General features: G+C 69.1%; 8 protein-coding genes. 2 read left to right on the top strand and 6 right to left on the bottom strand.

The features are described from left to right. Positions 1–17: 17 nt before the first annotated feature. The 4 genes from ACLQ2U_RS01180 to acs form a co-directional block, all read right to left on the bottom strand. On the bottom strand, positions 18–2,405 hold the full coding sequence (locus ACLQ2U_RS01180; RefSeq protein WP_425748873.1) for an immune inhibitor A domain-containing protein: 2,388 nt from the start codon (positions 2,403–2,405) through the stop codon (positions 18–20). Between the two features lie 321 nt (positions 2,406–2,726). Continuing rightward, positions 2,727–5,033: an immune inhibitor A domain-containing protein gene (locus ACLQ2U_RS01175; RefSeq protein WP_425748603.1), complete on the bottom strand. Its 2,307-nt coding sequence runs from the start codon at positions 5,031–5,033 to the stop codon at positions 2,727–2,729. A 372-nt stretch (positions 5,034–5,405) separates the two neighbouring features. Next, a complete protein-coding gene (locus ACLQ2U_RS01170) occupies positions 5,406–8,105 on the bottom strand; it encodes an immune inhibitor A domain-containing protein (RefSeq protein WP_425748602.1) in 2,700 nt (899 codons plus the stop codon). 310 nt (positions 8,106–8,415) lie between these two features. Next, complete coding sequence (gene acs / locus ACLQ2U_RS01165) at positions 8,416–10,380, bottom strand: acetate--CoA ligase (protein WP_425748601.1); 1,965 nt, start codon at positions 10,378–10,380, stop codon at positions 8,416–8,418. Between the two features lie 248 nt (positions 10,381–10,628). On the opposite strand from acs, the gene ACLQ2U_RS01160 reads away from it, so the two are divergent. Then, complete coding sequence (locus tag ACLQ2U_RS01160; RefSeq protein ID WP_425748600.1) at positions 10,629–11,375, top strand: oxidoreductase; 747 nt, start codon at positions 10,629–10,631, stop codon at positions 11,373–11,375. A gap of 32 nt (positions 11,376–11,407) precedes the next feature. Here ACLQ2U_RS01160 and ACLQ2U_RS01155 read toward each other — a convergent pair whose 3' ends face one another. Next, complete coding sequence (locus ACLQ2U_RS01155) at positions 11,408–12,211, bottom strand: HAD family hydrolase (protein ID WP_425748599.1); 804 nt, start codon at positions 12,209–12,211, stop codon at positions 11,408–11,410. A 726-nt stretch (positions 12,212–12,937) separates the two neighbouring features. Between ACLQ2U_RS01155 and ACLQ2U_RS01150 the strand changes: the two genes are divergently transcribed. After that, the gene (locus tag ACLQ2U_RS01150) at positions 12,938–13,132 is read left to right on the top strand and encodes a hypothetical protein (protein WP_425748598.1); all 195 of its coding nucleotides are present in this window, start codon (positions 12,938–12,940) and stop codon (positions 13,130–13,132) included. Between the two features lie 47 nt (positions 13,133–13,179). Here the strand turns inward: ACLQ2U_RS01150 and ACLQ2U_RS01145 are convergent, their stop codons facing one another. Beyond that, a complete protein-coding gene (locus ACLQ2U_RS01145) occupies positions 13,180–13,587 on the bottom strand; it encodes a hypothetical protein (protein WP_425748597.1) in 408 nt (135 codons plus the stop codon). Positions 13,588–14,156 lie beyond the last annotated feature (569 nt).

Genomic DNA, 14,156 nt, shown 5'->3' with positions numbered 1-14,156 from the left:
TAGCGCTGATCAGTGGCTCAGGAGAAGCGGACCTTCAGCGAGGTGCCGTCCTGCTCCAGGACCTTGATCTTGGTGCCGGTGGCCGGGAGCTTGACGCCGTGGTTCGGCAGCTCCGCGTACCAGTACTTCTGGGTGTCGTCGAACAGCGGCTGCGCGGCCTGGCCACGGATGTACTGCGGCTGGCTGTTGATGTGCAGCGTGAACGAGTCGGCCTTCTTCAGGCTGAACGGCGCGTCGTAGACCTGAACGCGGGCCCGCCAGGCGTTGCCGGTCAGGTTGTAGATCGGCCGCGGGTGCGCGTCGATGATCATGTTACGACCCTCGCCCGGGTGGGCGAACGTGTCGTTGTCGGCCCACCGGAGGTTCCAGTAGGAGATCAGCAGACCCTGCTGGTACGCGTAGTGGTCCACGGTGTCCGGCCGGGTGTTCGCGTAGCCGAAGAAGTACGGGCCGGTCTTCAGGTACTGGTCGTACGAGACGTACGACCGGTTGCCGGCGATGTAGTAGTTGTCGAACATGCGGGTGTAGGTCTCCTCGACGGCGCTCCAGCCGTTGAGGGTCCAGCCGTTCGCACCGGCTTCGGCACCGTCGGTGAGCAGGGTCTGCCCATCGGCGGTCACGGTGATCGCGTCACCGTAGAAGCCGCCCGCGGAGAGGCCACCGTCGGTCTGGTAGCGGAGCCGGAACTGCACGACGTTGCCGGCGACGGCGTTCATCGGGATGTTGACGTCGACCCACTGGTCGTCGGTGGAGCCGTCCAGGGCGAAGCGACCGGCCGAGATCTCCTTGAGCGCCTTGCCGTTGGCCGTGCCCGGCAGCGTGGACCAGGTCTGGCCGCCGTCGGTGGACGCCTCGAAGAAGAGGTAGTCGAAGTCCTCTTCGATGTTGTAGCGACCCTTCATCGACAGCGCGGCGCTGGTCTTCCCAGTGAGGTCGATGGTCCGCGTCATCGTGTTGTTCAGGTCGTCGTCGTTGCCGGAGAAGTACTGCTTCGTACCCTCGAACGGCTTGCCGTTCTGGAAGGTGTACTCACGGTCCGGCAGCACCACCACGGCGCCCTGCGCCTTGGGCGAGTTGTACTCCTGCGGCCCGAGCTCCAGGGTGCGCTTCTGGCCGGCCACGATGACCTCGTAGTCGAGCCAGCCGAGCTGGAGCTTGTTCCAGGCGCCGAGGTCGCCGCCCCGCTCACCGATGCCGCCGTCGTTCTTGGCGCCGAGCCGGCTCTGGGCCATCAGGGTCCAGTGCTCGTTGTTGTTGTCCCCACCACTGATGACGTTGTAGTCGTCCGGCAGACCGAGGTCGTGACCGTACTCGTGGTAGAAGACGCTGCGGCCACCGTTCTCCGGCTGGATGGTGTAGTCGCCGATCCAGACGCCGGTGTTGCCGATCTGGGTGCCGCCGGCCGGGAAGTCCTCCGGGCCGGTCCTGCCCTGGTCGGACGCGAAGGCGTACCAGCGGTGGCTCCAGATGGCGTCCTCACCCTGGTACGGGTCACCGTCGGCCTCGTCACCGCCGGAGTGGACGATCTGGAAGTGGTCGATGTAGCCGTCCGACTCGTTGAAGTCGCCGTCCTGGTCGTGGTCGTATCGGTCCCACTGGTCCATCGCCTTGACGTCGGCGGCGATCTCCTCGTCGGAGCGACCCTGAGCCTTCTGGTCGGCGACCCACTCGTTGGCGGCGTCGCGGACCAGCGCCCAGGTGTTGGTGCAGACGTTCGAGGCGCAGGGCTGTCCGCCGGAGCGGCCGTACCGGGCCTCGTTGTACTTCACCTTCACCCAGTCGGTGACCTCGCCGTCGACGCTGTAGCGACCCGAGGACTGGGCCTCGTAGTACTGCTTCAGCGACTCGTCGCCCTGACCGGTGCCGAAGTACAGCTTCCGGTAGTGGTCGGCGTTGTAGTCGGCCTGCCAGACGGTGGAGTTGTCCACCGCCCGGTTGGGCGCCGGGATCTCGTTGTGCAGCGGCCCGTCGAACCGGATGGGGCCCGGGGTGTCCGGGTCGGTGTCCTGGTCCGGGTAGCTCGGGTGCCGCTCGTTGCCGAACTCCGCGAGGATCACGAAGATCCTGTCGGTGCGCTCACGCGAGAGCTCGACGTACTGGTCCTGTGTCAGGGCGGCAGCCTTCGCCGTCCGGGCGGTCTGCCCTTCGACCTGGGTCTTGCCGACCTTGACGACCGTGCTGCCGTTGATCTTCTGCGCCTTGGCCTCGCCGGAAAGGACCTCGCTCAGGCCCTCCTGGCGCAGCGCCCGCCGCTTGTCCTCCAGCGGGTTGGGCAGATCGTGATCGACATGGGCAGGCTCGGCAACCGACGGGGCGGCTGCCGGCAACTTCGGCGTCGGCGCCGCGCTGGCGGACGTGCCCGTCACCAGTCCCGTCGCCGTCAGCGAAAGCCCGAGCAGACCCACTGCGACTTTGCGCACGTGGTACCTCCGGTGTGAGGGAACCGGCCCAACGGGGTACGGGCCGGTGAAGACGTCCCACTAGTGGGACCAATGGTGAACATAGACACTGCCGGGACGAGTGGGAAGATGTGTACGTCGATTTGTTGCAAGAAGTTGTTGGGAATGCTTTTCACCGTCATACCCCGACCGGTCATCAACGTTGATGAGCAGCAAGGACCTGCGAGGCGCGAATCGCAGTGACGGGGTTCGATCAGATTGCGGTGGCGCACAAAGCAGCGGGGCCGGTGGCGTCTCCGCCTCCGGCCCCGCTGGTCGATCAGTCGATCAGTTGCTGACCTTCACGACCATGTCGTCGGTCGGGTTGGTGCCCTGCTTCAGGATCTCGATCTTGGTGCCGGTGCCGGCCACCTTCACCGAGTTCCACGGGTTGCTGCTGTTCCAGTACTTGTTCGTCCCGCTGTCGGTGAAGAGCGGGTTCGGGTCGAGCGCCGGGACCGTGACCGCAACGCTGTTGCGGTGGAAGGTCTGGGCCGGCTTGGTGTACAGGCTGAACGTCGCGTCGTAGCCGTTGCGCCGGTTGCTGATGGTGCCCTGGCCGCCGACCTTGATCTGACCCGGCCGGACGTCCACCGGCAGGTTCAGGCCGTAGCCCGGGTGCTGCGAGGTGTTGTTGTCGCCGTACGCGTAGTTCACGTACCAGACCAGCATGCCGGGCTGGACCGAGAACCGCTCCACCCAGTTGGGGCGGGTGTTGGTGAAGCCGTAGTTGTACCCACCGGTCCGCAGGGTGTCGTCGTAACCGACGTAGGTCCGGTTCTCGGCGATGTAGAAGCGCGGGTACACGTCGGTGACCGAGCCGGTCATCCGGGTGAAGCCCTTCGCGGTCCACGCCGCGTCCAGCGCCTCCGCGTCGTCGGTCCAGGCGGCGGAGCCGTTCTTGACCAGCGACACGTTGTCCAGGAACGCGCCGGCGAGGTGCACGCCGCCGTCGGTCTGGTAGCGGTAACGGAACTGCACGGTCTGCCCGGCGTACGCCGACAGGTCGTAGGTCAGGTCGACCCAGTTGCCGCTGGTGGAGCCGTCGACACCGGTCTCGCCGGAGTCGATCAGCGAGTTGCTCAGCGAAGCCCAGGTGGCGCCACCGTTGGTGGACACCTCGGCGTAGAGGTAGTCGTAGTCCTCTTCGATGTCGTACCAGGCCTTCGCGGTGATCGACGCGGACGTCGCACCGGTCAGGTCCAGCTGACGGGCCAGCGTGGTGTTCAGGTCGTCCGCGCTGCCACCCCACCACTCGTTCGCACCCGCGAACGGGGTGTTGTACGAGGTGGTCTGGGTCTGCGAGGGCAGGTTGACCACGACCGCCTGGGCCTTCGGCCCGTCGTTGTCGCCGGCCGGGCCGAGCGTCACCTGGGTGCTGCCCTTGCCGTACTCCACGGTCGTGTGGTTCAGCCAACCGAGGAACAGCTTCGACCACGGGTCCATGTAGCCCGGGGTCGACCCGATGTCGTCGGTACCGTGGCTCAGCCACGAACCCGAGGACATCAGGCTCCAGAAGCCGACGCCGTTGTCGCCGCCGGCGGTGTCGTAGAGGTCCGGCAGGCCGAGGTCGTGGCCGTACTCGTGGGCGAACACGCCCAGACCGCCGTTCTCCGGCTCCGTGGTGTAGTCACGGATCCACATCCCGGTGTCGCCGATCTGCACACCACCGGAGAGGTTGCCCGCCGGACCCGCGGAGCCCGCGAGGTTCGGGAAGGCGGCCCACCGGTGCGACCAGATGGCGTCCTCGCCCTCGGCGCCGCCGCCGGCCTCCTCGCCCTCACCGGCGTGCACCGCCTGGTAGTGGTCGATGTAGCCGTCGGCCTCGTTGAAGTTGCCGTCGCCGTCGAAGTCGTACCGGTCCCAGATGTCGAACTGGGCCAGGTAGTCCTTGATCTGCTGCGGCGTCTTGCCGGCCTTGATCTGGGCGTCGTACCAGGACGTGGAACTGTCCTTGACGAAGTTCCAGTAGCCGTCGGCCTCGGAGATGGCATTGCTGCCGTACCGGGCCTCGTTGTAGGGAACCGTGACCCAGTCGCTCACGTCACCGTTGACGGTGTAGCGCCCGCCGGACTGCTTGGAGTAGAAGTCCCGCATCGACTCGCCAGGACCGAACATCATGTCCTGGTAGTGGGCCCGGTTGAAGTCGGACCGCCACAGGGTGCTGTTGTCGTCGGTGGCGCTGCCGTCCCAGTTCCGGTCCGGCTCGGGGATCTGGTTGACCTTCGGGCCGACGGCTCCGCCGGTCCGCGGGTCGATCTTGTCGCCAAATTCGACCAGCATCGTGAAGATGGGGTCGGTCTTCGGCGCCTGCTGGTACTCGACGAACAGGTCGTCCTTGACCTGGATGACCTTGGAGCCGTTGCGCGTCTGCAGCTTGGCCTTGCCCTGGAGCAGATCGGCGATGGCCTGCTTGCGCACCTCCCGCTGCTGATCCGCCTTCGGATCGGGGAGGTTGTCCTTGCCGTGCTTCGCCTTGTCGGCACCGGGGGTGGGCTCCGCCGCCGGTGCGGCGGAGGCCGGGGCCGTGACGACGCCGGCCGCCAGCAGCGCGGCCGCAGCCGAAGCCAGGCCCGCCGTGACTCGTCTCCTCAAAGGTCCTCCTCCTCTGTGGAACCTGTTACATGACGTGCGTGGCCGAAGCCACGAGTGTCATGTGATGCGTCCCTCACGATGACAGAGGATTTGACAGTTGTCACGGGTCAAATATGGAAGGACCCCGCCATCATTCAGGGGCATAACGGGGCCAATCGGCACAGCCAAGCGCCGCCGATTCACGTTACGTTTCAGCGACGATCACTTAGCGTGACGGCGATTATGGAGTCCCCATAGGGGAGCGCAGCAGCCCGCAAAAATGTCACACGGATCGGCAGAGAAATGCGGGCCACGTAAGAGGGCGGGGCCCGTCCGGAGCAGTGTGCTCCGGACGGGCCCCGCCGTGTGTCCCGTTAGACGAAACCGGACGGATCAGTTTGCCGCGGTCACGCGGACCGTGGCGTACGAGTTGTCCTTCGCGGCCTTCAGGATGGTGATCGAGACGCCGTAGTTGACCCCGAGGTCGCCCGGGTTGCCCGAGCCGAGGACGGTGAACCCGAGGTTCGTGCCGTACAGGCCCGTCGCCGGGCTGCCGTCCGGGTTGGTGATCCGGGTCGTGTAGGGCGCGCCGCCCTTCGACGGGATGACCACCGAGGCGTCGTTGTCCCGCGCGAACAGCCCCCCGCCACGGACCTCAATGCCCGGGTACCAGCCCTTGGCGTCGGTGAAGCCCGACACCGCCGGCTGGGCGCCGAAGTTGGTGCAGTACTCGCTGTACAGCTCGCCCGCCGCCTCCAGGCACTCCTTGAAGGGGTACGTGGAGTTGAGCGAGAAGGCCGCGTTCGCCGACTGCGGACGGCTGGGCAGGTTGTCCAGCGTCGACGGGTCCTTCACGGCCGCCTCGCCCTGCCGGCGCAGCGGTTCGTTGTGCGAGTCGACGATCAGCAGCCCGCCCTTGGCGCCGTAGCTCGGCAGCGCGGTCAGCTGCGCCGTGGCGTGGTTGACGTTGCCCCACGTCGTGTCCCGGTACCAGACCAGCATGCCGGGAGCGTTGTACGAGAGCTTGTCGACCTTCCACGCATCGTGCGAGTACACCGTGTCGTACGCGTACTTCAGGCCCTTGTCGAAGCCGTCGAAGTTGCGCCACTCGGCCAGGTAGTAGTGCGCCTTGACCTGGGTGCCGGAATCCATGTGCCAACCCGCGCCGGTGGTGTCGGTCCAGGTGCCGCCGGTCTGGGTCCAGTCGTTGGCGCCGTTCTCGACGTCGTCGCTCCAGGTGGTGGCGCCGCCGCCGGTCACCGAGAAGTCGTCGGCGAACCAGCCGCGCTCCAGGAACCCGGCGTCGGTGGCCTGGCGCAGCCGCAGTTGCACCGTCGTGCCGGCGTACGCCGACAGGTCGACGTAGTCGTGCCGCCAGCCGTGGCTGTCACCGGTGAGGCCGTACTTCTTGCCGCCGTAGTCGGCCAACCGACCGTTCGGGTCGGAGTCCCCGTCGTCGGTGGAGACCAGCTTGCCGGCGGCGTCGTAGACCTTCAGCTCGGACCAGCTCGCCCCGCCGTTGGTCGAGACCTCGACGAAGCCGTAGTCCCAGTCCTCTTCGATGACGTAGTTGTTCCACATCCAGAACTTGGCGTCGGTCGCCGTCGGCACGCTGACCTGGCGGGTCAGCTTCACGTCGGCCCAGTCCTGGTCGGCGCCGCTGTACCACATGTTGCCGCCGCTGTGCGGCTGCGCGATGGTGATCACCTTGTTCGGCAGGTTGATCTTGATGCCGTCCTTGGTGCCGACCGGGGTGCGCGAGGTCTGGCCCAGCTGGACGTCCCGCGGGTCGGCGCCCGGGTTGACGTTCAGCGGCTCGGCCCAGCCGAGCACCCACTTGTCCCAGAGGCCCATGTGGGTGGGCAGCGCCTGGAAGATCTCCCCGGAGTGCGAGCCCGAGGCCATCAGGTCCCAGAAGTCGACGTCCGAGTCGGCGTTGCCGGAGGTGTCGTAGAGGTCCGGCAGGCCCAGGTCGTGGCCGAACTCGTGAGCGAAGACACCGACGCCGGCGTCCTCCGGCTGCACGATGTAGTTCGAGACCTTGAGGTTGGTGCCGGGGATGTCGTACCCGCCGGCGACCGCCGACGAGTGCGCCCAGACCGCGTACACGCCCTCGGCGCCGCCGCCGCGGGACTTGCCCTGGCCGGCGTGCACCAGCACCAGGTGGTCGATCACGCCGTCCGGCTCGTTGACGTTGCCGTCACCGTCCCGGTCGCCCTGGTCCTCGATGTCGTAGTCGGCCCACGGGAAGCTCGGGTCCATCTTGGCCAGCGAGTCGATCGCGTCGGTGGCCAGCCGGCCCGCGCCCAGCGGGTTGTCCGGGTGTCCGTTCATCGACTGCTGGCGCCCGGCGACCCAGTTGCCGTTCTCGTCCTGGATGCAGCGGGAGGCGGCGTACCAGCCCTCGGAGTGCGGCACGGTGATCCACGGGCTGGCCTGCCCGTCGACCGTGTACGCGTTCTTGGACATCTCCAGGTACATGTTGTGCATCGTCCGGCCGGCGAGGCTGACGCCCGGCTTGCCGTCCGGTCCGGTCAGGTCCGGGCGCACCCGCTCGGTGATGCCCTCCTTGGTGTACAGCATCTTGTTGTAGTGCTCGGCGGAGAAGTCCGGCACCCACATCGAGTTGTTGTCCTCGTGCGCCAGCGACGCCGGGTCGGGGATGTTGTTGTGCCGCGGCCCGTTCTGCACGGTGCCGGGGACACAGCTCCGGTCCTCGAAAACCGTCTTGGGGACCATGACGTCGGTGAAGTCGTCGTTGGCCTGGTCGTTGAACTCCACCAGCAGGGTCAGCAGCTTGGCGGTCTGGGTGCCCGTGGCCTGCTTGATCTGACGCGGGCTCTGCCCGGTCTTGATCGACTTGGCCTCGAGCTTCGCCAGCTGCCGCGCCGTCACCGGGTTGCCGGTGGCGAACTTCTGGTCGTACGCCTTCGCCTCGTCGAGCGCCGGGGCGTAGATGCCGCCCTTGCCCTTGACCTCGGGACCCCGGGTGTCCGGCTGCACCGCCGGCTCGGCGTAGTTGATGTAGAACTCGTCCGATCCGATGGTCGCCCGGACCGGATCGGCGTTCTCCGCGGCAGCGCTGCCCGACACGGTCAGTGTCGTGGCCGCGAGCGCGATGGCGGGTAGCGCGACGAGTATGCGTCGACGCGACCCGGATTTCGGGGATGTGTTCATGCCGCTCCGTTTCTCGGGCATGGGGGGAGGAGGTGCCGAAACCGGGCCCCTGCGGGACGGCGGAGTTGTCCGCTCGGGTTCGACCTGCGTGAACGTAATTCAGAAAGTTGCCGAATAACAAGAGGTTGGCCACGGCGATTATCCGATCAGCCCGGTGGATGTCCACCGAAACGACGGTGGGTGGCGGTCCGTGCGGACCGCCACCCACCGATGTGTACGTCTGCCGTCAGTCCTCGTCGGACTTGCCGCCGCCCATGCCGGAGGAGATCAGCTCCATCACCGAGGAGTCCTGGAGCGTGGTGACGTCGCCCAGCGACCGGTTCTCCGCGACGTCCCGCAGCAGCCGGCGCATGATCTTGCCGGAGCGGGTCTTCGGCAGCTCCGGCACCAGCATGATCTGCCGGGGCTTGGCGATCGGCCCGAGCGTCTTCGCCACGTGGTTGCGCAGCTCGGTGATGAGCTTCTCGCCCGCCTCGCCGGCGGTGTCCGCGGTGCCGCGCGGGATGGCGAAGGCGACGATCGCCTGCCCGGTGGTCGGGTCGGTCGCGCCGACCACCGCCGCCTCGGCCACCGACGGGTGCGAGACCAGCGCCGACTCCACCTCGGTGGTGGAGATGTTGTGCCCGGACACCAGCATCACGTCGTCGACCCGGCCGAGCAGCCAGATGTGCCCGTCGTCGTCCTTCTTCGCCCCGTCACCGGCGAAGTACATCCCCTCGAACCGGGACCAGTACGTCTCGATGTACCGGTTGTCGTCGCCCCAGATGGTGCGCAGCATCGACGGCCACGGCTCACGCAGCACCAGGTAGCCACCGCCGCCGTTCGGCACCGACTGGCCCTGGTCGTCCACCACGTCAGCGACGATCCCCGGCAGCGGGGTCATCGCGCTGCCCGGCTTGGCCGCGGTGACGCCGGGCAGCGGGGAGATCATGATCGCGCCGGTCTCGGTCTGCCACCAGGTGTCCACGACCGGCAGCTCACCCCGGCCGACGTGCTGCCTGTACCACATCCAGGCCTCGGGGTTGATCGGCTCGCCGACGCTGCCGAGCAGCCGCAGCGAGCTGAGGTCGTAGCCGGCCGGGATGTCCTCGCCCCACTTCATCATGGTGCGGATCAGCGTCGGCGCGGTGTACAGGATGCTGACCTTGTACTTGTCGACGATCTCCCAGAACCGACCCTTGTGCGGGGTGTCCGGGGTGCCCTCGTACATCACCTGGCTGGCGCCGTTGGAGAGCGGGCCGTACACGATGTAGGAGTGCCCGGTGACCCAGCCGATGTCGGCGGTGCACCAGTAGACGTCCGTCTCCGGCTTCAGGTCGAAGACCGCGTGCGTGGTCCACGCCGTCTGGGTCAGGTAGCCGCCGGTGGTGTGCAGGATGCCCTTGGGCCGGGCGGTGGTGCCGCTGGTGTAGAGGATGAAGAGCGGGTGCTCGGCGTCGAACGGCTGCGCGGCGTGCTCGGCCGGCGCGGTCTCCACCGTCTCGTGCCACCAGTGGTCCTTCGCCGACCAGGCGACGTCCTCACCGGTGCGGCGGACCACCAGCACGTGCTCGATCGACGGGCAGTTCGCCACCGCCTCGTCCACGGTCGGCTTCAAGGCGGACGGCTTGCCCCGCCGGTAGCCGCCGTCGGCGGTGATCACCACCTTGGCGGAGGCGTCCTGGATCCGGTTGGTCAACGCGTCGGCGGAGAAGCCGCCGAAGACCACGCTGTGGGTGGCGCCGATCCGGGCGCAGGCCAGCATCGCGACCGCCGCCTCCGGGATCATCGGCAGGTAGATCGCCACCCGGTCGCCGGCGGTGACTCCCAGCTCGGTCAGCGCGTTCGCCGCCTGGCAGGTCAGCTTGTGCAGGTCGGCGTAGGTGAGGTCGCGGGTGTCACCCGGCTCGCCCTCCCAGTGGATCGCCACCTTGTCGCCCCGGCCGGCCTCCACGTGCCGGTCCAGGCAGTTGTACGCCACGTTGAGCTGGCCACCGACGAACCACTTCGCGAACGGCGGGTGCGACCAGTCGAGCACCTGGTCCCACCGCTTCGCCCAGGCCAGCCGGTCGGCCTGCTTCTCCCAGAAGGCGAGCTGGTCCTCGGCGGCCTCCGCGTACGCGTCGGCGGTGACGTTGGCCTCCGCGGCGAGTGCGGCCGGCGGCGGGAACTGGCGCGTCTCGTTCAGCAGGTTGGCCAATGCCTCGCTCATGCGGTGACTCCTTCGTCGCGTGACCTGCGTCTCCTACCCCGGAGAGGGTAGTCGCGGCGCGCGGCGCCCGCGACAACTCGGCAACTGCTCACGCGCCCAGCGGCCCCCGCCGCGCGCCCGGCGGCCGGAGCGGCGCGGCGACGTCCTCGGCGAGCGCCGCGGAGACGCGGCCGGGGCGGCGGGTGGTCCGGGTCGCCCTACCGGCGGGTGGCGGCCGGCCGGGCCGGGTGGGTCGCTAGCGTGGCGGGGTGACCACCGATCCGCTCGCCCCGCTGCTCGCGCTCGCCGACATTGCCCCCGCCGTCGAGCGGGCCCGCGAGCGGGTCGACCAGGCGATGCGGCACCGCGCGCTGCGCCGGCACGGCGGCCAGGTCGCGGCCGAGGCCAGCCTCCGGTCCGCGGTGGCCAGCGCCGCCCTGGAGGGGTACGACCACGAGCGCGAGGCGGTCCGCGCCGGCACCGTCACCGAGCCGGTGCTCCAGGGCGCGCTCCGGGTGGCCGGGGCGCTGCCCGGCCTCACCGAGCTCTGGCCGAAGGCGCCCCGGCAGGCGCTCGCGAAGCTGCACGTGCTCGCCGCCCGGGACGTGGTGGCCGAGTCCGAGCTGGGTCGGCCGGTCGCCGACCCGGTGGTCGGCGCGCGGCTGGACGGGCTGGCCGGGCTGGTCGCCGGCGGTACGCAGGTGTCCCCGCTGGTGCTGGCCGCCGTCGTGCACGGCGAGCTGTTGAACCTGCGCCCGTTCGCCGGGCCGTCCGGCGTGGTGGCCCGGGCCGCGGCCCGGTTGGTGCTGATGTCCCGCGGCTTCGACCCGCGCGGGCTGGTCGCGGTCGATGTCGGCCACCGCGAGCGGGAACCGGAGTACGTCGGCGCGGCCGGCGCGTTCGCCACCGGCACCGCCGATGGGCTGCGCTCCTGGCTGCGGCACTACATGAGCGCGGTGGAGGTGGGCGCCGACCAGCTCACCGTGGCCGGCGACGAGATCCTCGCCGCCACCTGACCCCGCGCCCCGCGAGAGGTGGCCGGTGCCGGTCAGGCGACCGGGGCGACCTTGGCCCGGCGGTGCCGGCCGTACCAGGCAATGCCGATGGCCACTCCCACGCCGACGCCGAGCGCCGCCGCGGCGACCGGCACGGCCGGGCGCTCCCGCAGCCGGCGGCCCAGCGGGATCGGGTGCCGGAACTCCAGCACCGGCCAGGCGTTTTCCACCGCGAGCTTGCGCAGCGCCCGGTCCGGGTTGACCACGGTGGGATGGCCGACGCACTCCAGCAGCGGCCGGTCGCTGTACGAGTCGGAGTAGGCGTACGAGTCGGCGAGGTCGTACCCGCGGGCGATGGCCAGCTCGCTCACCGCCTCGACCTTGCTCGGGCCGGCCGCGTAGAACTCCACTTCGCCGCTGTAGCGGCCGTCCTTGACCGCCATCCGGGTGGCGATCACGTCGGTCACGCCCAGCAGCTCGCCGATCGGGCGGACCATCTCGTCGCCGGAGGCGGAGACCAGCACGACGTCCCGGCCGGCCGCCTGGTGCTCCTCGATCAGGACGGCGGCCTCGGCGTACACGTAGGGGTTGATCAGCTCGTGCAGCGTCTCCGCGACGATCTGGCGGACCTGCTCCACCTGCCAGCCCTTGCAGAGCGTGGCGAGATAGTCCCTGGTCCTGGCCATGGTCTGCTCGTCGGTGCCGCCCAGCCGGAACATCAGCTGCGCGTACGCCGACTTGACCACGTCACGCCGGGTGATCAGCCCGTCCCGGTAGAACGGCCGACCGAACGCCAGGGCGCTCGACTTGGCGATGACGGTCTTGTCCAGATCGAAGAAAGCGGCACTTCGGCCCACGGCGCGAAAGTCTAGCCCGATGGACTAACGTCGGCGGGTGCCCGGGGTCAACACCCCTCTGGACCTGCAGGCACCTCCCACCAACGGCTGCGAAACGTGACGACGGTCACACGCTGTGATCACGATTTCGCAGTGAGTGGGGTCGACGGCACTCGACGTGAACACTCTGCTCGGGCATGCTTGTCCCCACGCCGAGTATTCATGTCTCGGCCAACTGGCAGACCCTCGGCGGTTGCACCCCCCGCGGCCGCTGAGTGGGTTCGGCTCAACCCCCCCCGGAGCCGAACCTCCCGACGACCCCCGTCTCCCCCCGACGGGGGTCGTCCCTATCTGGGGTAAGCGCTCCGACGCAGGTCACAGCGACTCTCCCCTGCTGCCGGGCAGGCTCTCGCTGGGCGGATCGGCGCTGGAGTCAGCGAATCGTCAGCAGGCAGCGTGAACGCATCCAAGATCCGAGCGGCATAGTCAGCCGGAGTGTGCGTATAACGATCCAGCGTCGTCGACGCCTGCTCGTGGCCCATGACCCTCTAAACGAAGTTGACCGGGACGCCGTCCGTGACCAGCCACGTGGCGTAGGCGTGCCGCAGATCGTGGAAGCGCATCCCGCCGACGGCCTTGGCCGCCACGAAGGCGACCGCCTCCCGCTCGGTGGTGAACTCCGCCGACCACTCGATGCCATCTCGCGGGCCAGACCGCCCGGTACCGATGCGGCCTGGCGTTGACGACTTGGCCGAGCAGCCCGGCACGGACCAGCGCCGGCAGCCAGACCCGCCGGCGGAAGTTCGATCGGCGCAGTGGACGCCCGACCCGGTCGCGAAAGACGAGGACGAGGCCCGGCAGATGATCCGGCGTCTCGTCCAAGCCGAAGGCGGCCAGTGGCGCGAGCAGGGCAGCGACGCTGCCACGCAGCCGCCGAGGTGAGGCGGGCTGGCAGTCGGCTGCCGGCGACGCCGACGCTCCTCTTCCTGTCAAACGTTCGGTCCCTGTGCCTTGGGCTGAATCTGAGTGACGGCGGCGTAGGCAACGCTTCCGGGTAGGGCACCGAGTACGGAGACCAGGAAGCCGTCCCAAGGCTGCGACAACCATCCGTTCAACATCACCTCAGCGATGAGGGCCGCAGGCACCGCGATCAGTAGCGCTGCCGCAAGCGCCCACCACGACCGCCGATCATCCTGCTGACGCAGAAACATCAGCGCAACTAACAACGCCAGCAGCCCGTCCGAGTAGAACCATGAGGTGGCCAGGACGTAAACAGCCCCGAAGGCCAGGCCCATGGCCGATCGCCGCAGAGCAGCGCGGAACGACACGGCTTCCTGCTGCGAGGTGTCCTCATGCCCGACAGGGCCAGCGGCCGTGCTCGTCACCGGCTCGTCCACCCATCGATGGTCTCAGCAGCGAGTCGCCGGCGGCTGCCGGCCAATCGGTTCAAAGTTTCTGTACGTCTTCAAGGCGGCCCTTGACGGGCCGCACGCGCCGCCGCCTGGGCGCGCGTCCGACGCTCCGCTGTCGCTCCACGCCGGCCACGCAACACGCCCGGCGGCTGGCGCGGAAAGCGGGATGCCCGGGGCCGCCGCAGACGGTGGCGCCGAGAGTGGTTGAGGTTCGCGGGCCGGCCGGCAGCCGGCCACGCCGCGCCCGAGCAGCGCGGCGCAGGGAAGGGCACGCCGGGTCCGCACGGCGAGTCGCGGCGGTGGGCCGGTCGTGGCTACTGGCGCCTCCGGCGGGGGCGCAACGACTCCAGGATGGCCGGGGCTCCGTCCGCGCGTTGCGGTCCGTGGGTGGTTGCGCAGGGCCCCCCGCCAGCCGACGACCCGGGCAAGCCGAGCAGACCACCGCCCGGCCCGCCAGCGCCCGTACCTGGGTCAAGGTCCGCTTGACGTGGCGGACCGGGCGGCGGCCCGCTCCCCAGAGGGCGGGTCGGCGTCAGACGGGATGGCAGAGGGGC

It is taken from the genome of Micromonospora sp. DT47, from assembly GCF_049844475.1.
Classification (GTDB): domain Bacteria; phylum Actinomycetota; class Actinomycetes; order Mycobacteriales; family Micromonosporaceae; genus Micromonospora.
This window is presented reverse-complemented; position numbering and strand designations above follow the sequence as displayed.